This is a genomic window from Citricoccus alkalitolerans (genome assembly GCF_039528175.1).
GTDB classification, from domain to species: domain Bacteria; phylum Actinomycetota; class Actinomycetes; order Actinomycetales; family Micrococcaceae; genus Citricoccus; species Citricoccus alkalitolerans.
On record NZ_BAAALH010000001.1, the window covers coordinates 390,899 to 410,716 of the forward strand.

General features: G+C 68.9%; 17 protein-coding genes. 16 read left to right on the forward strand and 1 reads right to left on the reverse strand.

Translation table 11 applies throughout. The features are described 5' to 3' along the window. Positions 1 to 70: 70 nt before the first annotated feature. The 13 genes from infB (at position 71) to ABD134_RS01780 (ending at position 14,483) form a co-directional block, all read left to right on the forward strand. Positions 71 to 2,971 (forward strand): translation initiation factor IF-2, encoded by a 2,901-nt coding sequence (infB, locus tag ABD134_RS01720; protein ID WP_344226135.1) that lies wholly within the window; start codon positions 71 to 73, stop codon positions 2,969 to 2,971. Positions 2,972 to 3,014: 43 nt separating this feature from the next. Further along, the gene (gene rbfA, locus ABD134_RS01725; protein WP_344226137.1) at positions 3,015 to 3,464 is read left to right on the forward strand and encodes a 30S ribosome-binding factor RbfA; all 450 of its coding nucleotides are present in this window, start codon (positions 3,015 to 3,017) and stop codon (positions 3,462 to 3,464) included. A gap of 32 nt (positions 3,465 to 3,496) precedes the next feature. Then, positions 3,497 to 4,459, forward strand: coding sequence for a tRNA pseudouridine(55) synthase TruB (gene truB, locus ABD134_RS01730; protein WP_344227610.1), 963 nt, complete (start codon positions 3,497 to 3,499; stop codon positions 4,457 to 4,459). A 5-nt stretch (positions 4,460 to 4,464) separates the two neighbouring features. After that, entirely contained in the window at positions 4,465 to 4,827 is a 363-nt protein-coding gene (locus ABD134_RS01735; RefSeq protein WP_344227612.1) for a hypothetical protein, read from the forward strand. Further along, positions 4,820 to 5,287 (forward strand): hypothetical protein, encoded by a 468-nt coding sequence (locus ABD134_RS01740; protein WP_378108392.1) that lies wholly within the window; start codon positions 4,820 to 4,822, stop codon positions 5,285 to 5,287. Before ABD134_RS01735 ends, ABD134_RS01740 begins: the two co-directional genes overlap by 8 nt. 42 nt (positions 5,288 to 5,329) lie before the next feature. Then, positions 5,330 to 6,295, forward strand: a complete 966-nt coding sequence (locus tag ABD134_RS01745) for a bifunctional riboflavin kinase/FAD synthetase (RefSeq protein WP_344226139.1) — start codon at positions 5,330 to 5,332, stop codon at positions 6,293 to 6,295. Positions 6,296 to 6,313: 18 nt separating this feature from the next. Continuing rightward, on the forward strand, positions 6,314 to 7,102 hold the full coding sequence (locus tag ABD134_RS01750; protein WP_344226141.1) for a class I SAM-dependent methyltransferase: 789 nt from the start codon (positions 6,314 to 6,316) through the stop codon (positions 7,100 to 7,102). 99 nt (positions 7,103 to 7,201) lie between these two features. Further along, a complete protein-coding gene (gene rpsO / locus ABD134_RS01755; protein ID WP_115930821.1) occupies positions 7,202 to 7,471 on the forward strand; it encodes a 30S ribosomal protein S15 in 270 nt (89 codons plus the stop codon). A gap of 259 nt (positions 7,472 to 7,730) precedes the next feature. After that, entirely contained in the window at positions 7,731 to 10,010 is a 2,280-nt protein-coding gene (locus ABD134_RS01760) for a polyribonucleotide nucleotidyltransferase (protein ID WP_344226144.1), read from the forward strand. A gap of 129 nt (positions 10,011 to 10,139) precedes the next feature. After that, entirely contained in the window at positions 10,140 to 11,477 is a 1,338-nt protein-coding gene (locus ABD134_RS01765) for a M16 family metallopeptidase (RefSeq protein WP_344226146.1), read from the forward strand. 156 nt (positions 11,478 to 11,633) lie between these two features. Continuing rightward, complete coding sequence (locus tag ABD134_RS01770; protein ID WP_344226148.1) at positions 11,634 to 13,157, forward strand: alanine/glycine:cation symporter family protein; 1,524 nt, start codon at positions 11,634 to 11,636, stop codon at positions 13,155 to 13,157. Positions 13,158 to 13,213: 56 nt separating this feature from the next. Then, the gene (gene dapB, locus ABD134_RS01775; RefSeq protein ID WP_344226150.1) at positions 13,214 to 14,017 is read left to right on the forward strand and encodes a 4-hydroxy-tetrahydrodipicolinate reductase; all 804 of its coding nucleotides are present in this window, start codon (positions 13,214 to 13,216) and stop codon (positions 14,015 to 14,017) included. 16 nt (positions 14,018 to 14,033) lie between these two features. After that, on the forward strand, positions 14,034 to 14,483 hold the full coding sequence (locus tag ABD134_RS01780) for a hypothetical protein (protein ID WP_344226151.1): 450 nt from the start codon (positions 14,034 to 14,036) through the stop codon (positions 14,481 to 14,483). A 21-nt stretch (positions 14,484 to 14,504) separates the two neighbouring features. Here the strand turns inward: ABD134_RS01780 and ABD134_RS01785 are convergent, their stop codons facing one another. Further along, positions 14,505 to 15,728 carry a heparan-alpha-glucosaminide N-acetyltransferase domain-containing protein gene (locus tag ABD134_RS01785; RefSeq protein ID WP_344226153.1) on the reverse strand — a complete coding sequence of 408 codons (1,224 nt, stop codon included), beginning with the start codon at positions 15,726 to 15,728 and terminating at the stop codon, positions 14,505 to 14,507. 108 nt (positions 15,729 to 15,836) lie between these two features. Between ABD134_RS01785 and dapA the strand changes: the two genes are divergently transcribed. The 3 genes from dapA to ABD134_RS01800 form a co-directional block, all read left to right on the forward strand. Beyond that, a complete protein-coding gene (dapA, locus tag ABD134_RS01790) occupies positions 15,837 to 16,748 on the forward strand; it encodes a 4-hydroxy-tetrahydrodipicolinate synthase (protein WP_344226155.1) in 912 nt (303 codons plus the stop codon). Positions 16,749 to 16,763: 15 nt separating this feature from the next. Next, positions 16,764 to 18,449, forward strand: coding sequence for a ribonuclease J (locus ABD134_RS01795; protein WP_344226157.1), 1,686 nt, complete (start codon positions 16,764 to 16,766; stop codon positions 18,447 to 18,449). A gap of 214 nt (positions 18,450 to 18,663) precedes the next feature. Beyond that, positions 18,664 to 19,818 (forward strand): DNA translocase FtsK 4TM domain-containing protein (locus tag ABD134_RS01800; protein WP_344226159.1); only part of this gene is annotated, 1,155 nt, incomplete at its 3' end.

A 19,818-nucleotide genomic window follows, 5' to 3' on the forward strand; every position in this document is an offset into this window, starting at 1 on the left:
TCCGCTTGACACGGCCCGGGGGAGCTGAGGCTCCCCTCAAGGCCACGACGCGGACCAGAACAGGAGAACCGTGGCTAAGGTCCGCGTCCACGAGCTCGCCAAAGAGCTCGGCATTTCATCCAAGGAGGCCCTGAACAAGCTTCAGGACATGGGCGAATTCGTTCGTTCCGCCTCCTCGACCATCGAACCCCCGGTGGTCAAGAAGCTGCGTTCCGCCTATGCGGACGCCGCACCGAAGACTCCCTCCAAGTCGGCTTCCGCCAAGCCTGCGGCAGCCACGCCGGCACCGGCCGCCCCGGCGCCCGAGAAGCCGGTTGCTCCGGCAACCCCGGCAGCGGAGAAGCCCGCCACTCCGGCGGCTCCGGCCGCCGCGAAGCCGGGCGCACCGGCACCGGCCGCCCCCGCAGCTGAGAAGCCGGCCGCTCCGGCACCGGCTGCCCCCGCAGCTGAGAAGCCGGCAGCCCCCGCAGTTGAGAAGCCGGCAGCTCCGGCAACCCCGGCAGCATCGAGCGAGGCTTCCGCCCCGGCGGCACCGGCCTCTCCGTCTGCGCCGAAACCGGCGACTTCAGCCCGTCCAGGTGCCCCGAAGCCGGGCGGCACCAAGCCAGCCGCCCCGCGGCCCGGCAACAACCCGTTCACCTCCAAGCAGTCCGCGCCCCGCGCTGACGAGCGTGGTGGCGAACGCGCCGGTGGCCCGCGCCCCGGTGGTCCCCGCCCTGGCGGTCCGCGTCCGGGCAACAACCCCTTCGCTCCCAAGCAGGGCATGCGCTCGGGCCGTCCGGATGCCGGGGAGCGTGCCGGTGGCCCGCGCCCCGGTGGTCCGCGTCCGGCCGGTGCCGGAGCAGCCGCCGGCGGCCCGAAGCCGGGTGGCGCACGTCCCAGCCCGAACATGATGCCTGGCCACATCAACAAGCCGCAGCCGGCCTCCGCCCGTCCGGGTGGCGGCGGCCGTGGCCGTCCCGGTGGCGGCCCCGGGGGCACCGGTCCCGCCGGTGGTGGCGCTGGCCCGCGCGGCGGCCGTGGCGGACGCGGTGGCACCCAGGGTGCCTTCGGCCGCGGCGGTCCCGGTGGTCGCAAGCAGCGCAAGTCGAAGCGCGCGAAGCGTCAGGAGCTGGAGCAGAAGTCGGCACCGTCGGTCGGCGGTGTCTCCGTCCCGCGCGGTGACGGCACCACGCAGCTGCGTCTGCGCCGTGGCTCGTCCCTGAGTGACTTCGCCGAGAAGATCAATGCAGATCCGGCCTCGCTGGTGACCGTGCTCTTCCACCTGGGCGAGATGGCGAACGCCAACCAGTCCCTGGACGAGGAGACGTTCCGCGTGCTCGGAGAAGAGCTCGGCTACCAGATCGAGATCGTCTCCCCGGAGGACGAGGACAAGGAGCTCCTTGAGGCCTTCGACATCGACCTCGACGCCGAGGAAGAGGCGGAGACCGAGGACGACCTTGAGAAGCGCCCGGCCGTCGTGACCGTCATGGGTCACGTGGACCACGGCAAGACCCGGCTGCTGGACGCCATCCGCTCCACCAAGGTCATCGAGGGCGAGGCCGGCGGCATCACCCAGCACATCGGTGCCTACCAGGTGGACTTCCAGCACGGTGATACCGACCGCAGCCTGACCTTCATCGATACCCCGGGTCACGAGGCGTTCACCGCCATGCGTGCCCGTGGTGCCAAGGTCACGGACATCGCGGTGCTCGTGGTGGCCGCTGATGACGGCGTCATGCCGCAGACCGTCGAGGCGTTGAACCACGCCAAGGCGGCAGGCGTGCCGATCGTGGTCGCGGTCAACAAGATCGACAAGCCGGAGGCCTCCCCGGAGAAGATCCGCGGTCAGCTCGCCGAGTACGGCCTGGTCCCCGAGGAGTACGGCGGCGACACGATGTTCGTGGACGTCTCTGCCCGGAACAACCTGAACATCGAGGATCTGCTCTCGGCCATCCTGCTCACCGCGGACGCCGCGCTGGAGCTCACCGCCAACCCGAACAAGGGTGCCCGCGGTGTGGCCATCGAGGCGAACCTGGACAAGGGCCGCGGCGCCGTTGTCACGGTGCTCGTGCAGTCCGGCACGCTCCGCGTCGGGGACACCATGGTGGTGGGCCACGGCCACGGCCGCGTCCGCGCCATGTTCGACGACGACGGCACCACCGTGACCGAGGCGCCGCCGTCGCGTCCGGTCCAGGTGCTGGGCCTGTCCTCCGTGCCGCGTGCCGGCGACACCTTCCTGGTGACCGAGGACGACCGCACCGCCCGCCAGATCGCCGAGAAGCGCGAGGCCGCCGATCGCAACGCCATGCTGGCCAAGCGACGCAAGCGGATCTCCCTGGAGAACTTCGACCAGGCTGTGGCCGAGGGCAAGATCGACACCCTCAACCTCATCATCAAGGGCGACGCCTCCGGCGCCGTGGAGGCCCTCGAGGACTCCCTGCTCGAGATCGAGGTCGGCGCCGAGGTACAGCTTCGCGTCATCCACCGCGGCGTGGGTGCCATCACGCAGAACGACGTCAACCTGGCCACCGTGGACAATGCCATCATCATCGGCTTCAATGTCCGCCCGGCCGAGCGCGTCACCGAGCTGGCCGACAAGGAGGGCGTGGACATGCGCTTCTACTCGGTGATCTACGACGCGCTCGATGACATCGAGAGCGCGCTGAAGGGCATGCTCAAGCCGGAGTACGAAGAGGTCCAGCTGGGTTCTGCGGAGGTCCGCGAGGTCTTCCGGTCCTCCAAGTGGGGCAACATCGCCGGCACGCTGGTCCGTTCCGGGCTCATCCGCCGCAACGCCTCCGCCCGCCTCGTGCGGGACGGCAACGTGGTGGCGGACAAGCTCAAAATCGAGTCGCTGCGCCGGTTCAAGGACGACGCCACCGAGGTCCGCGAGGGCTACGAGTGCGGTATCGGTCTGGGTGGCTTCAACGACATCAAGGACGGGGACATCATCGAGACCTTCGAGATGCAGGAGAAGCCGCGCGTCTGAGTTGACGCGCCGGCCGATCCCCCCAAGGAGAAAGGACGGTCCCATGGTGGATCAGGCACGTGCGGCCCGGTTGTCCCAACGGATCAAGGTCCTGGTCGCCGAGGCCCTGCGCAAGCGGGTCAAGGACGACCGGGCCGAGGCCATCACCCTCACCGAGGTGCGGGTGACCAACGACCTCCAGCACGCCACCGTGTACTACACGGTGCTCGGTGACGCCACGGCGGCCGAGGGTGCCCGGGAGGTCCTCGAGGCCCACCAGGGCGCCATCCGGCACGAGGTCGGGCGCCAGCTGACCATCCGGCTGGTGCCGACGCTGGAGTTCGTGGCTGACGAGGTCCCGGAGGTCGCGGCGCACCTCGAAGAGGTGCTCGCCCAGGCCAGGGAGCGCGACGCCGAACTGGCCCGGTTGCGTGAGAACGCCACCTTCGCCGGTGAGTCCGACCCGTACAAGAAGGACGGCGAGGACAGCGGGAACGAGGACGCGGCCCGTTGACCGGTTCTTCCAAGCAGTCCCGGGGCCGGGAGCTGCCCGAGGGCGCTCCCGGCACCCAGGCCTCCGGCCTGGTGCTCGTGGACAAGCCGGCTGGCTGGACCTCCCATGACGTCGTCGGGAAGGTCCGCCGGCTGGCCAATACCCGCAAGGTCGGTCATGCCGGAACGCTGGATCCGATGGCCACCGGCCTGCTGGTGGTCGGTTTCAACAAGGCCACCCGCCTGCTGACGGCGATCACGGGGACGGACAAGACGTATCTGGCGACCATCCGGCTCGGGGTCTCCACCGTGACGGATGATGCCGAGGGTGATGTGCTGCAGACGCGGCTCGCGAACGCGGTCACCCCGGAACGGGTGGATGCCGCCGTGGACGATCTCACGGGGGACATCCTGCAAGTCCCCTCGGCCGTGTCTGCCATCAAGGTGGACGGGCAGCGCGCCTATCACCGGGTGCGCGCCGGGGAGGACGTGCGCCTCAAGGCCAGGCCCGTCACGGTCCGCCGTCTCGAGGTCACCGGTTACCGGCGAGCCGAGGGTGGCGCCACCGTGGACCTCGACGTCGAGGTGGACTGCACCTCCGGGACCTATATCCGGGCCTTGGCGCGGGACCTGGGGGAGGCCCTCGAAACCGGCGGCCACCTGACGGCCTTGCGGCGCACCGCCGTCGGACCCTTCTCCGTTTCCGATGCCGTGACCCTCGAGGACCTGGCGGTGCGCTTCACCTCCACCGAGCTGTCCGAGGCCGCGGCCGGGCTGTTCCCCGTGCGCCGGCTGACCGGCGAGGAGGTCTCCGAGCTGTCCTTCGGGCGGCGCATCGAGGCCACCGGCACCGAGGGGATGGTGGCCGCGCAGGCACCGGACGGCACCGTCGTCGCCTTGATCTCCGACCAAGCGCGCCAGGGCCGCCCGGGGGCGCTCTCCGCCAAGCCCGAGATCGTCTTCGCGCCGGCCCAGACGCCAGGCCGAGCAACCGGCCAGGACGGTGGGCGCACGTGACCGAGGTGGCGACCGACGGCTGGTTCTGGGTCGGCACCGCCTTGTGTGCCGTCTCCCTGGTGATCTGCGTGGTGATGACCTTCATCCGCAGCTTCCCGGACGACTTCTCCATCCTCTCCGTGGCCGCGGTCGAACTGTTCCTGGTCGTCTACGGCGTGGGGGCGATCTTCCGCCAGACCGGAGGCGAGCCCCTCCAGGGGGAGCTCTGGGAGTTCTGGGGCTATGTCCTGACGGCCCTGGTGGTCTCTCTGGTCGCCGTGGTGTGGGCCGTCACGGACAAGACCCGCTGGTCCAACCTGGTGATGGCCGCCGTGGGGCCGACGATCTTCGTGATGTTGTACAGACTGCAGGTGATCTGGTTTGGCTGAGACCGAGAACAAGAACAGCACGTGGACCAGGGAGACCAACAGACCCCGGCGGAACCAGCGAAACCAGGGACTCGGACGCATCCTGGTGATGGTCTACGCCGTGTTCGCCCTATCCTCCTTCGCGCGTTCGATCTTCCAGATCGCCACGCGCTTCGATCAGGCACCGCTGGCCTACCTGCTCTCCGCCTTCGCCGCCGCCGTCTACATCGTGGCCACGCTGTCCCTGGCCCGTTCCGGCCGCACGGCCTGGTACGTCTCGGTCGTGGCGGTGGGCATCGAGCTGGTGGGCGTGGTCGGGGTCGGGCTCTGGACGCTCCTGGACCCGCAGCTGTTCGCCGATGACACGGTGTGGAGCCGCTTCGGCGCCGGGTACGGGTACATCCCGCTGATCCTGCCGATCCTGGGCCTGGCCTGGTTGCTGGGACACCGCCCCGGTGGCGGAGTGGAAAGCCGCCCCTGAGGGGGTGGATAATCGAGTCATGATCCGGAGCGGAGGGACTGCATGCACTATTGGGACGGCCTAGCCGCCGTACCGGAGAACCCCGCACCCTCCGTGGTCACCATCGGGAACTTCGATGGGGTGCACCGTGGCCACCTCCAAGTCCTCGACCAGGTCGTCTCCGCCGCACGCGGTTCCGGGGCTACCTCCGTGGCCATCACCTTCGACCCGCATCCCCGCGTGGTGCACCGGCCCAACGATCTCCAGGAGGCGATCACCGGATATGAGGAGAAGGCCCGGCTGATCGAGCAGGCCGGCATCGACGCGATGCTGGTCATCCACTACACCCTCGAGTTCGCCCAGCAGAGCCCTGAGGAATTCGTCAAGAATGTGATCGTGGACGCCGTCAACGCCACGGCGGTGGTGGTGGGCCGGGACGTCCGCTTCGGTTTCCGCAACTCCGGTGACTTCGGGACCATGGTGGAACTCGGCCGCACGTACGGCTTCGACGTCATCGATGTGGCCGACTTCGGCGAGGACCGCCGCTGCTCCTCCACCTGGATCCGCGAATCGCTGCGCGAGGGCCAGGTCCGTGAGGCCGCCAGAGTGCTGGGCCGAAACCACCGCGTGCACGGCGAGGTCGTCCATGGCTTCGCCCGGGGCCGCGAGCTGGGCTTCCCCACCGCCAACCTCTCCGATGAGGTCCAGGGCATGATCCCCGCGGACGGCGTCTACGCCGGCTGGCTCTTCGACGAGGCGCACCGCTGCTGGCCCGTCGCCATCTCGATCGGCTCCAACCCGACCTTCGAGGGGGTGTCCCGGGTGGTCGAGGCCCATGTCATCGACCGGCCGCAGGAACAGGTCGAGGACTTCGACCTGTACGGGCAGTTCGTCACGGTCGAGTTCGTGGAACGTCTGCGCGGCATGGTCGCGTTCGAGGGCATCCCCAAGCTCGTCGAGCAGATGACCCAGGACGTCGACCGCACGCGCCAGGTCCTGGCCGCGGTCCCGGCGGACCCCCGTCCGTGACCGTCCGGTGACTCTCCGGTGACACGTCCCGTCCCGAACCGACCCGGCGGGGACCCCCGCCTCGACAACGCCTCCCGCCAGAGCCTCGGCTCCGCCTTCGCGAGCGGGGGAGAGCACTACCACGCGGTGCGGCCCTCCTACCCGGCACAGACTGTCGACTTCATGGTCCCGGCCGGCACTCGCACCGCCGTGGACCTCGGCGCCGGCACCGGCCTCTTCACCCGGCTGCTGGTGGACCGCGGACTGGAGGTCACCGCCGTGGATCCCTCGGCCTCCATGCTGGAACCGTTGCGGCGCGCGGTGCCCTCCGCCGTCGTCGTCCAGGCCGGCGCGGAGCACACGGGACTGGAGCCCGGCGGCTTCGACCTGGTCACGAGCGCGCAGGCGTGGCACTGGATCGACCCGGACGCCGGCTCGGCGGAGGCCGCCCGGCTGCTGCGTCCCGGCGGCACGCTGGCCCTGGTGTGGAACCAATTGGACACCTCCGTGCCCTGGATCCACCGGCTCACCCGCATCATGCATGCCGGGGACGTCCACGCGGCCGGAACCGGCCGGCCACGGCGGCGCACGCGCGCGCCCTTCGGAGCAGAGCAGCACCACGAGGTGCACTGGACGGACCGCACGACGCCGGCCGGCCTCCACGCGCTGATGGCGTCCCGTTCGTATTGGCTCCGCTCGGGCGAGGACATCCGCGCGAGGATGACGGCCAATCTCGACTGGTACCTGCACGAGCACCTGGGATTCGCCCCGGACCAGGCGATCGAACTGCCGTACCTGACGTTCGCGTTGCGCACGCGGCGCGGCTGACGGCATCCGGACTGCTAGACTGGCTTGTTGGTGCCCGCTGCAGTCCGCGGTGGCGGGATCCACCGTTTATGATCGCGGCACAACTCATAAGGAGTTCGCGTGGCACTCGACCCCGCCGTCAAGCAGGACATCATGAAGGAATACGCCACCCACGAGGGCGACACCGGTTCTCCGGAAGTGCAGGTTGCTGTGCTGTCCCGTCGCATCTTGGACCTGACGGAACACCTGAAATCCCACAAGCACGACCACCACACCCGCCGTGGCCTGATGGCCCTGGTCGGTCGCCGTCGTCGTATGCTCGGGTACCTCGAGCGCACTGACATCGAGCGCTACCGCTCGCTGATCGGGCGCCTCGGCCTGCGTAAGTGACCTCTTGACTTCAGGCGGCGTCCCGCGTGTGGGGTTTCCCCCTTCGGGTCGCCGCCTTTAGTCTGGTCAGGGAGGCTCACCCGATGTGACCGTCCCTGCTGACACCAGTCAGCACACCCATCAAGCCCGTCAGCGTCCATCCATTCGCGGTCCTCGACAGTGGCTTCCGGAATCTCACGACCATCGTGTCCGAGCGTCCGGAGGCTTCGATCGAAGACCGGGTGGTGACGCGGCGGGCCGAAGAAAGGACACCCACCCCATGGAGGGTCCCGAAATCAAGTTCGCCGAAGCCGTCATCGACAACGGCACCTACGGACAGCGCGTCGTGCGCTTCGAAACCGGCCGTCTGGCCCAGCAGGCCGCCGGCGCGGCCATGGTCTACATCGACGAAGAGACCTCGATGCTGTCGGCCACGACCGTCGGCAAGTCCCCGCGTGAGGGCTTCGACTTCTTCCCGCTGACCGTGGATGTCGAGGAGCGCATGTACGCTGCCGGCCGCATCCCCGGTTCGTTCTTCCGCCGTGAGGGCCGCCCGTCCACTGACGCCGTCCTCACCTGCCGCCTGATCGACCGCCCGCTGCGTCCCGCGTTCACCAAGGGCATCCGCAACGAGGTCCAGGTCGTCGTGACCGTCACCTCGATCGCTCCGGACGAGATCTATGACACGGTGGCCATCAACGCCGCCTCGATGTCCACCCAGCTCTCCGGCCTGCCGTTCTCCGGCCCGATCGGCGGCGTGCGAGTGGCCCTGATCGACGACGGCGCCGGCAACCGCCAGTGGGTCGCCTTCCCGAAGCACTCACAGCTCAAGGACGCCGTGTTCAACATGGCCGTGGCCGGCCGTGTTGCCGGGGACGACATCGCCGTGATGATGGTCGAAGCCGAGGCCACTCCGGACTCCTGGAACCTGATCAAGGAACAGGGCGCCACCGCTCCGACCGAGGAGGTCGTGGCCGAAGGCCTCGAGGCCGCCAAGCCCTTCATCAAGGCCCTCTGCGACGCCCAGGCCGACCTGGCCCAGCGCGCCGCCAAGGCACCCGTCGAGATCCCGGTCTTCAAGGACTACGAGGACGACGCCTACGAGGCCGTGGAACAGTTCGCCGGTGCCCGGCTGCAGGAGATCTACTCGATCGCCGACAAGCAGGAGCGCCAGAACACCGACGACGCCTACCGCGCCGAGGTCGTCGAGGCCCTGGCCGGGGAGGGCACCCAATTCGAGCAGCGCCGCGGCGAGATCTCCAAGGCCTACGGTGCCGTGACCAAGAAGGCCGTACGCCAGCAGATCCTGACCAACCAGGTCCGCATCGACGGCCGTGGCCTCACGGACATCCGCAAGCTGACCGCCGAGGTGGAGGTACTGCCGCGCGTGCACGGTTCGGCCATCTTCGAGCGCGGCGAGACCCAGATCATGGGTGTCACCACGCTGAACATGCTGAAGATGGAACAGCAGATCGACTCGCTGGCACCGGATACGCGCAAGCGCTACCTGCACCACTACAACTTCCCGCCGTACTCCGTCGGTGAGACCGGCCGTGTGGGCTCGCCGAAGCGCCGCGAGATCGGCCACGGTGCCCTCGCCGAGCGTGCCATGGTCCCGGTGCTTCCGTCCCGCGAGGAGTTTCCGTACGCGATCCGCCAGGTCTCCGAGGCCCTAGGCTCCAACGGTTCCACGTCCATGGGCTCCGTCTGTGCCTCGACCCTGTCGATGCTGAACGCCGGTGTTCCTCTGAAGGCCGCCGTGGCCGGCATCGCCATGGGCCTGGTCTCGGACACCGTGGACGGTCAGACCCGCTACGCCGCCCTGACGGATATCCTCGGTGCCGAGGATGCCTTCGGCGACATGGACTTCAAGGTGGCCGGCACCTCCGAGTTCGTCACTGCGATCCAGCTGGACACCAAGCTCGACGGCATCCCGGCCTCCGTGCTGGCCGCCGCGCTGACCCAGGCCCGTGAGGCTCGCCTGCACATCCTGGGTGTCCTGAACGCCGCGATCGATGCCCCGGATGAGATGAGCCAGTATGCCCCGCGCATCATCGCCGTCAAGATCCCGGTGGACAAGATCGGTGCGGTCATCGGCCCCAAGGGTGCCATGATCAACCAGATCCAGGACGACACGGGTGCGGACATCTCCATCGAGGACGACGGCACCGTGCTGATCGGTGCCACCGAGGGATCGGCAGCCGAGGCCGCCCGTTCCGCGGTCAATGCCATTGCCAACCCGCAGGTTCCCGAGGTCGGGGAGCGCTACCTCGGGACCGTGGTGAAGCTGACCACCTTCGGTGCGTTCGTGTCCCTCACCCCGGGCAAGGATGGTCTGCTGCACATCTCCGAGCTGCGCAAGATCAACGAGGGCAAGCGCGTCGAGGACGTCGAGGACGTCGTCGAGGTCGGCCAGAAGATCCAGGTCGAGATCACCAAGATCGACGACCGCGGCAAGCTGTCCCTGGCCCCCGTGGTCGAGGGCGGCGAATCCGAGGACAACGAGTCGGATGCGCCGTCCGACGCGGAGGGTGGCTCCGAGGAGTCCGAGGGGAACTGATCTCCCGCTGATCGCCTGAAGGAGCTGACCTCTCAGCTCCACCGGCCCGTGGCCCGCACTTCGGTGCGGGCCACGGGTGTTTAGGGCACCAATGAGGCCGGCCACGGCGGCGCTGGTAGTTTCGGAGACATGAGTCCTACGCTGCCGATTCCCGCCGACTTCACCGGAACACTCCAGGACGCCGGCCACGGCTCCGTGGTCCGGCGTTCCGTGCTGCCCGGCGGCGTCCGAGTCCTGACCGAGGCGATGCCGGACCAGCGCTCGGTCACCATCGGTTTCTGGATCGCCGTGGGCTCACGGGATGAGGCGGAAGGTGGTTTCGGTTCCACCCATTTCCTGGAGCACCTGCTCTTCAAAGGCACCCCCACCCGGTCGGCCATGGACATCGCCACGGCCTTCGATCGGGTCGGCGGGGAATCCAACGCCTCCACGGCCAAGGAGTCCACGTGCTACCACGCCAGGGTGCTGGACACCGACCTGCCGATGGCCATCGACGTCATCACGGACATGGTCACCTCCGCCCTGATCGATCCTGAAGAACTCGAGACGGAACGCGGGGTAATCCTCGAGGAACTGGCGATGGACGCCGACGATCCCATCGACACCGCGCATGAGGCTCTGGCGGCCGCCCTGCTGGACGGGCACGAGCTGGGCCGTCCCATCGGCGGCACTGCCGCGACCATCAACGCCGTGACCCGTGAACGCGTGTTGGAGCACTACCGCCAGTGGTACCGCCCGGATGAACTCGTGGTGACCGCCGCCGGTGGCCTGGACCATGACGAGGTGTGCCGGCTCGTTGTCGAGGCGCTGGACCGCTCGGGCTGGGGCCTGCCGGAGGGTGTCGCCCCCGCTCCACGGCGCAGCCACGTGTACACCGGGGCGGAGATCTCCGAGGGACTGCACCGGATCGCCCGGCCGGTGGAGCAGTCCTCGATCCTGGTCGGCGGGCGCTCCATCCACTCCCTGGACCCCGACCGGTTCGCGCTGGCACTGATGAACTCCACTCTGGGCGGGGGCATGAGTTCGCGCCTGTTCCAGGAAATCCGGGAGAAGCGTGGCCTGGCCTACAACACGTACTCCTTCTCCGCCGCCTATTCGGACGTAGGCTACTTCGGCCTCTACGCCGGCTGCTCCCCGCAGAGGGCCGGCACCGTGGCCGAGCTCATGGTCTCGGAACTGGAACGGCTGGCCGAGCACGGCATCACGGACGAGGAATTGGAGCGGGCCCGCGGCCAGCTCTCCGGCGGCACCGTGCTCGGGCTGGAGGACACGGGCTCCCGGATGTCACGCCTGGGCCGTGCCGAACTGGTCACGGGGGAGTTCGTGGACCTGGACGGCGCCCTGGACCGGCTGCGGGCCGTGACGGCCGAGCAGGTCCAGACGGTGGCCCAGCGCCTGGCCACCTCCCCCCGGGCCACGATCATGGTCGGCCCGGACGTGTCGGCGGACGGACTCTCCGGCCGCTGAGCGTTTCCAGGACATTTCCATCCGCCCCTTCCACGGGGAGTCGCTTGACTCGGGGTGGTGTGTGCAACATTCTGGACGGCATCGTCCTCTCACAGGCCGATCCGTCGCCCGAGGGGTCGGGCAGCGCACCACGGACAGAAAGACCGGATCACCGTCATGGAACAACTGCAGACAGTCCTGGACACCATCGGCTCATTCGTATGGGGCCCGTTCTTCCTCATCCCCCTGCTGCTGGGCACCGGCCTCTACCTGACCATCCGACTGGGCTTCCTCCAGTTCCACAAGCTCCTCCCGGCGCTGAATCTGGGCATCATCCGACGGCGGGATCCGGACACCGAGGGTGACATCTCCCAGTTCCAGGCCTTGACCACTGCTCTGGCGGCCACGGTCGGCACCGGGAACATCGTCGGGGTGGCCACGGCCATCGGTATCGGCGGGCCGGGCGCCTTGTTCTGGATGTGGGTGACCGGGCTGCTCGGGATGGCGTCCAAGTATTCAGAGGCCTACCTCGGGGTCCGCTTCCGCACCACGGACGAGGCGGGAGAGAAGTCAGGTGGACCGCAGTACTACCTGCAGAAGGCCATCAAGGGGCCTGTCGGCAAGATCCTGGCTCTGTCCTTCGCGGTGTTCGCCTTCCTGGCCTCCTTCGGCATCGGCAACATGACCCAGGGCAACTCGATCGCAGCCAACGTGGAGGAATCGTTCGGCGTGGTCCCGTGGGTGACCGGCATCGTCCTCACGGTCCTGACCATCCTGGTACTGGTGGGTGGCATCAAATCCATCGGCAAGGTCACGTCTGCCTTCGTGCCGGTGATGATCGTCTTCTACGTCGCGGCCGCCATCTTCATCCTGGCCGTCAACATCGTCGATGTGCCCGCTGCCATCGCCCTGATCTTCACGGACGCGTTCACCGGCACCGCAGCCGTCGGAGGATTCACCGGATCGATCCTCATCATCGCCATCCAGTACGGCGTGGCGCGGGGCATGTTCTCCAATGAGTCCGGACTGGGGTCGGCTGCCATCGCGGCCGCCGCAGCCCAGACCTCCCATCCGGTCCGCCAAGGACTGGTGTCCATGACCCAGACGTTCATCGATACGATCATCGTGGTGTCCTTCACCGGCCTGGTCATCATCACCACCGGTACCTGGAACCGTGCCGGCGAGGACGGGGAGCAGATCTCCGCCGCTCTGATGACGGGGGAGGCGTTCTCGAGTGGCTTGCCGGGACAGTGGGGTCACTGGATCGTCACCCTCGGCCTGATGATGTTCGCCTTTTCCACCATCCTCGGCTGGTCCTACTACGGTGAGCGCAACGTGGAGCGCCTGTTCGGTCAGCGGCTCGTGATGCCCTACCGCGTGGTGTTCTCCCTCGTGGTGTTCGTGGGTTGTACCGTGCCGCTGGCCGTCGTCTGGAGTTTCTCGGACATCATGAACGGCCTGATGGCACTGCCGAACCTGATTGGCCTGCTGGTCCTCTCCGGTCTGGTGGCCCGTGAGACCCGGCATTACCTCAAGCACGATCCGAAGCTCGTGGCGTCCGCCGCTGACATCGAGACCTTCATGGTGGACCGTCCTGGTTGGGCGGACTGGAAGTCCGGAAACGTGGTGGGTTCCTCCCGCACGCACACCGGGCGGGCACCGGTGAAGCCTGCTGGTGACCGGGATCAGCACCAGCTCTGAGATGGCCCCACGGCCGGCGGCACCGGAGGCCTCCGGCGGCGCCTAAACTGGAGGTCATGACTGCGCCCGAGACCGAATCCCGCCCTGAACCCCGCACCGACCTCAGCGGCGCACCGATCCGGGTCGCCATCCTCGGAGCCACCGGCAAGATGGGCCGCTACGCAGTGGCGGCCGTGGGCGGAGCCCCGGATCTGGAGCTGGTGGCCGAACTCGGCTCCCGGGATCCCGTCTCGGCCGCCGTCGACGCCGGCGCGAGCCACCTGCTGGACCTCACCGTCCCGCAGGTCTCCCCGGACAATGTGGCCTTCGCCGTCGAGCACGGTCTGCACGCCGTCGTCGGGACCTCCGGCTGGTCCGCCGAGCGCCGGGAGACGCTCACGGGGCAGCTGGCGGCGCACCCGGAGGTGGGCGTGCTGATCGCCCCGAACTTCTCGGTCGGCTCCGTCCTGGCCAGCGCCTTCGCCGCGAAGGCCGCCCGTCACTTTCCCTCCGTGGAGATCATCGAGATGCACCACCCGGACAAGGTCGATGCGCCTTCAGGCACGGCGGTGCGCACCGCGGGGCTGATCGCGGACGCCCGCCAGGCGGCCGGCGTCGGACCCTCCCCGGACGCGACCACCCATGATCCGGACGGCGCCCGCGGGGCCCAGGTGGACGGGATCCGCGTGCATGCCGTGCGACTGCGCGGGCTGGAGGCCCATCAGGAGGTCCTGATGGGTGGACCGGGCGAGCAGCTGGTAGTCCGCCATGATGCCTTCGACCGCGGGGCGTACATGCGTGGCGTCCTGCTGGGGTTGCGGACCGTGGCCTCCCGGCCCGGCCTGGCCTACGGCCTGGACGCCTACCTGGACCTCGACTGAGCTGGAGCGGAGGACGATGAGAACCAAGATCGGAGTGGTGGCGATCGCCGCCCTCATGCTGCTGTTCGCGGTGGTGGCGGTCGTGTCTGCCGTGGGCTTCCTGCAGGCACCGCAACCCATCGCCAGGATCCTCGGGGTGGCCGTGCTCTGCGTGGTCGCCGTGGGCGTGTGGACGCTGTGGCGCGAGCTGCGCTTCGGCCTCACGATGGAGAAGATGGGCCGCGCCTTGGAGGCCGAGGGTGGGCTGCCCGTGGACAACCTGCCCCGCTCGGCCGCGGGGCGCATCGACCGAGCGGCTGCGGACGTCCAGTTCGAGACCTTCCGTGCGGAGGCCGAGGCCGCCCCGCAGGACTGGCGATCCTGGTACCGGCTCTCCCTCGGCTACGACGCCTCCGGCGACCGCACCCGGGCCCGGAAGGCCATGCGGGACGCGATCGCCCTGTACTCAGTCCGGTCCGAGGGCTGAGGACCCAAGTCAGAACACACGTCAGGGCCTCGGTCCGGCGAGCGTGCCCGAGGTTGTCGCGACAAGCCACTCCAGCGGGCCCTTCCAGCCGAATCCCCGCCACAGCGTCCCGGCGATGAGGCAACCCACCCAGTAGGCCAGGAGCAGGCCGAGGCGGGGCCAGTCGGCCGTCGCCGTCTCGAAGACGTCCAAGGCCACCAGGTGCCCCACGTACAGCGTGAGGGGAAGGGCACCGGCACCGATCAGGGGCATCAGGGGCCAGACGAGCAGACCCCGGGCGACCTGGGTCAACAACAGGCAGACCCCGAGCACCAGGGCGGAGGTGCCACAGGTCAACAGCAGGTCCAACGGCGCCCCGGAGTGGGGCGTGGAGAGCGTGAACCACACGAGAAGGTGCTGGACCGACTCGGTGGACAGGCTCGCGCCGGTCAGTAGCTCAGCCTCAAGAGCACGCGTGCCGGCCCCCGTCCCGGTCGCCAGGGCAGAGACCACCCCGGGCCACTGCTGCAGTCCGCGCGAGAGGAGGAATGCCACCGCGGCCAGGGTGGCGCCACCGGCGGCGAGGACGGCTGCCACCCGCATCCGGTCCAGCCGCAGCCGGCCGAGGAACAGGCCGAAGAGCACGTAGCTGAACCACTGCAGCACGGGATAGTAGCCCGAGAACAGCAGGTCCCAGGCCAGCAGTCCGGGCTGGGAGACCAGGTCGATGAGGGTCGGATTGGACCACAGCCGCCAGCCGTCCACATAGGCCGTGGACCCCACCGCCGACTGCAGCGTCGCGGACAGCAGGCTCGCGAGCACGGGGGAGAGCAGCACCCAGCCGGTCGCCCAGGCGGCCAGGGCACGGGCCCCCAAGTGCAGGAAAGGCACCGCGACCAGGAACAGCAGCGCGTACTGGGCGAGGATGACGGCGACGTTCATGTCCAGCGAACCGCAGGCGAGTCCGAGGATGAACAGCAGCAGTGCGCGTATCGCCACCCGGCGGCGGTCCCAGCCGAGGAGGGGTCCCCGGTGCGGGGTGCCGGTCCTTCCCGCGCCGCCGGTGAGCAGGGCCAGCCCGACGCCGGCCAGGGTGGCGAACAGGGCCGAGGACTTCCCGGCGAACACCAGCCCGACGACGGTCGGCTCCGTCCCGTCCGCGGACACCAGTCCGAGCAGATGGGTGGCGATCATGCCCAACAGGGCCAGACCCCGGGCCGCGTCCACACCGGGGATGCGGCGCTGCACTGCCGTGGTTGCCGCCATGGGCCACTCCCTGTTCCTGGTTCGTTCTTGGTTCGTTCGTCGTGTCAGCCCAGACTCTCGCCTTCCGGCTACCTGCCGGAGGCCATTCTCGCAGGTAGGCTGGAAGCCATGATCGAGACCCCTGCCCCGCGCTCCGCGAACACCTTCGGCACCGTTGTCCCCGCCATGGTCACCCCCTTCACGGACGACGGCGGCCTGGACCTGGACTCGGCCCAGAAACTGGCGAACCACCTCGTGGACGAGGGTGCCGACGGGCTGGTCATCACCGGCACCACCGGGGAGACCTCGACCCTGCTGGACGAGGAGAACGTTGCCATGTTCGAGGCTGTGGTGGAGGCCGTCGGGGGGCGAGCCAAGGTCATCGCCGGCACCGGCATGAATGACACGGGGCACTCGGTGCACCTGTCCCAGCTGGCCGCCAAGACCGGCGTCGACGGCCTGCTGCTGGTCACGCCGTACTACAACAAGCCCAACCAGGCCGGTATCCGGGCACACTTCGAGACCATCGCCTCCGCCACCGACCTTCCGGTCATGCTCTACGACATTCCGGGGCGCTCGGTCATGCCGATCAACCCGGACACCATCATCGCGCTGGCCCAGCACCCGAACATCGCGGCCCTCAAGGACGCCAAGGGCGACTTCCAGTCCACCACCCTGGTGGCGGCGAACACGGACCTGGACATCTACTCGGGCGAGGACTCCCTGACCATGCCGCTCATGACCCTGGGTGCCGTGGGCGTGGTCTCCGTGACCGCCCACGTGGCCACGCGGCTGTACCGGCAGATGGTGGACGCCATGCTCGCCGGCGACCTGGCAGCGGCCCAAGCACTGCACTTCGAGCTGGATCCGTACCAGCGGGCGGTGATGACGCACATCCAGGGGGCCGTCTCCGCCAAGACGATCCTGAACTGGCAGGGCCTCCTGCCGAACTCCGTGGTCCGCCTCCCGCTCGTGGAGGCCACCGAGGAGGAGAGGACCATCATCCGGGCCGACCTCGCGGAGGCCGGACTCACCTTCTAGAAGGGACCGAACCCCATGGCACCAGGCTCCCGCCTGTCCACTCCACCCGCGCTGAAGCCCGGCACCTGCCGCATCGTCCCCCTCGGTGGCCTCGGCGAGGTGGGGCGCAACATGACCGTCTTCGAACTGGACGGCAAGATCCTCATCGTCGATTGCGGCGTGCTCTTCCCCGAGGAACACCAGCCCGGCGTGGACCTGATCCTGCCGGACTTCAGCTATATCGAGGACCGCCTCGACGACGTGGTCGGAGTGGTGCTGACCCACGGCCACGAGGACCATATCGGCGCCGTGCCGTACCTGTTGCGGCTGAAGGCGGACATCCCGCTGATCGGCTCCACCCTGACTCTGGCCCTGATCGAGGCCAAACTCGAGGAGCACCGGATCCGTCCGCTCACCCTCACCGTCACGGAGGGGGACACCGAGCATCTCGGCCCCTTCGAATGCGAGTTCGTGGCCGTCAACCACTCCATCCCGGACGCACTCGCGGTGGCCATCAAGACGCAGGCCGGCACCATCCTGCACACCGGCGACTTCAAGATGGATCAGTTGCCGTTGGACGGCCGCATCACGGACCTGCGGGCCTTCGCCCGTCTGGGGGAGGACGGCGTGGACCTGTTCCTCACCGACTCCACGAATGCGGAGGTCCCCGGGTTCACCACCACGGAGAAGGAGATCGGCTCCGTCCTGGAGGGCCTGATGGCCCGGGCCAGCCAGCGCGTCATCGTGGCCTCGTTCGCCTCCCACGTGCACCGCATCCAGCAGGTCCTGGACGCCGCCCACCAGCACGGCCGCAAGGTCTGCTTCGTGGGACGGTCCATGGTGCGCAACATGGGCATCGCCGCGAAGCTCGGCTACCTCAAGGTGCCGGAGGGCATTCTGGTGGACCTCAAACAGGTGGACCAGCTGCCGGACGACCGGGTGGTGCTGATGTGCACCGGCTCCCAGGGCGAACCCATGGCCGCGCTGTCACGGATGGCCAACGGCGACCACCGCATCCAGCTCAATGCCGGCGACCTCGTGATCCTGGCCTCGTCCCTGATCCCCGGCAACGAGACCTCCGTGTTCCGGGTGGTCAACGGACTGATGAAGCTCGGTGCCGAGGTGGTCCACAAGGGCATGGCCCAGGTCCACGTCTCCGGCCACGCCTCCCAGGGCGAGCTACTCTACTGCTACAACATCGTCAAACCCACCCACGTGATGCCCGTCCACGGTGAGACGCGCCACCTGATCGCGAACGGCAAGATCGCCGAGTCGACGGGGGTGCCGAGCGAGAACGTCCTGCTCACCGAGGACGGTTCCGTGGTGGATCTCACGGACGGCGTGGCGCGGATGACCGGCCAGGTGGAGTGCGGATTCGTCTACGTGGACGGTTCCTCGATCGGCGAGATCACGGATGCCGACCTCAAGGACCGCCAGGTGCTGGGTGAGGAGGGATTCATCTCGATCATCTCCGTGGTCAACCGCCAGACCGGCACCATCGTGTCAGGCCCGGACATCCACGCCCGTGGCGTCGCGGAGGACGACTCGGTGTTCGACGAGGTCAAACTCAAGATCGCCCGCGCGCTCGAGGAGGCCGTGCAGTCCAACGCGGACCACACCACACACCAGCTCCAGCAGGTGGTCCGCCGCGTCATCGGCACGTGGGTCAATCGCAAGCTGCGCCGCCGGCCGATGATCGTCCCGGTCGTCCTGGAGGCCTGAGGCACCGGACCGGCGGTACAGCGGGGCGCTGCCGCTCAGTACCGCGGCGTCCAAGGGCCCGCGGGCCTTCGGCGGGTCAGGGTGTAGACCACGGCGGCCGCGATGAAGGCCAGCACGAAGGCGACGGCGGCCGCGGCCAGGGGGAGGGTCGCCATCGCCGGAACCCCTGTGTTGGTCACGGACAGCCTACGGCGACGCCGGTACCCTACGTAGCATGGCGACCCGTACTTCCCCGACGCGTTCGCAGTCCAGCCGGTCCTCGACCTCCTCCGCCCGCAAGGGTGCGGAGCCGAAGTCGGCGAAGTCGTCTGCGCGCCCGTCCGGCACCACCCAGCGCAACCGCAGCGCGCCCGAACCCGCCCCCCAGCCGGCGGGCAACCTGTTCGTGCGCGCGGCACGCGGGTTCTGGATGGCCCTGGCCACGCCGATCGGCGCCGGTGTGCGCAAGGTCGGCCGCGACGCAAGGATCGAACCAGAGGACCGCCGCGACGGCACCGGATTCTTCCTCGTGGCCCTCGCCTTCGTCATCGGCTCCGTGGAATGGTGGGGCCTGCGCGGCACCCCGGGCTACGGCACCGTGGTCCACAACGTGGCCGCCGGTACCCTCGGCTGGGCCGCCCTGCTCTTCCCAGCCGTGCTGTTCATCATCGCGATCCGGTACTTCCGCACGCCACAGGAGCACCGGGACAACGGCCGCATCTCCATCGGCCTGCTGGTCATGCTGATCGGTGCCACCGGGATCGCCCACCTCGTGGCAGGCCTGCCCGCCGTGGCCGATTCCTTCGAGAACCTCCTGGCCGGGGGAGGCCTGGTCGGTTACCTCGCCACCACCCCGCTGGCCTCCCTGTTGACGCCCTGGCCCGTGTGGGCCCTGATGGTCGTCCTGGTCCTCTTCGGGCTACTGATCGTCACTGCAACCCCGGTGGGCCAGATCCCGCAGCGCACGCGGGCCGCCTATGCCTGGCTCACCGGCCAGCCCGACGGCGGCGTTGCCACCGAGCGCCCGGAACGCACCGCCCGCGGTGCCCGCGCAAGCCGGGCCGACCGGGACGGAGAGGACGAGCATGATCAGTCCTACCTGACGCAGCACGAGCGGAACCACGCCGGCACGCCGGACAAGCAGGCGAAGAAGAAGCGCAAGGGCACCCGGCTCTTCGGGCGTGACGACGAACAGCCGACCGCGGTCCTGGACCAGAACGGTGATCCGGTCACCACCACGGAGGCCTACGAGACCGCCGTGATCGGCGATGCCGACCCTGCCGGGAACCCAGTCGAGCACCCTGACGCTGCCTCCGCGGCGACCCCCGCTGAGGCCGGGCCCTCCAGCCCGGCCGTGCCGCCGGGTGTCCGGCGGCCGACCGCCGGGGGA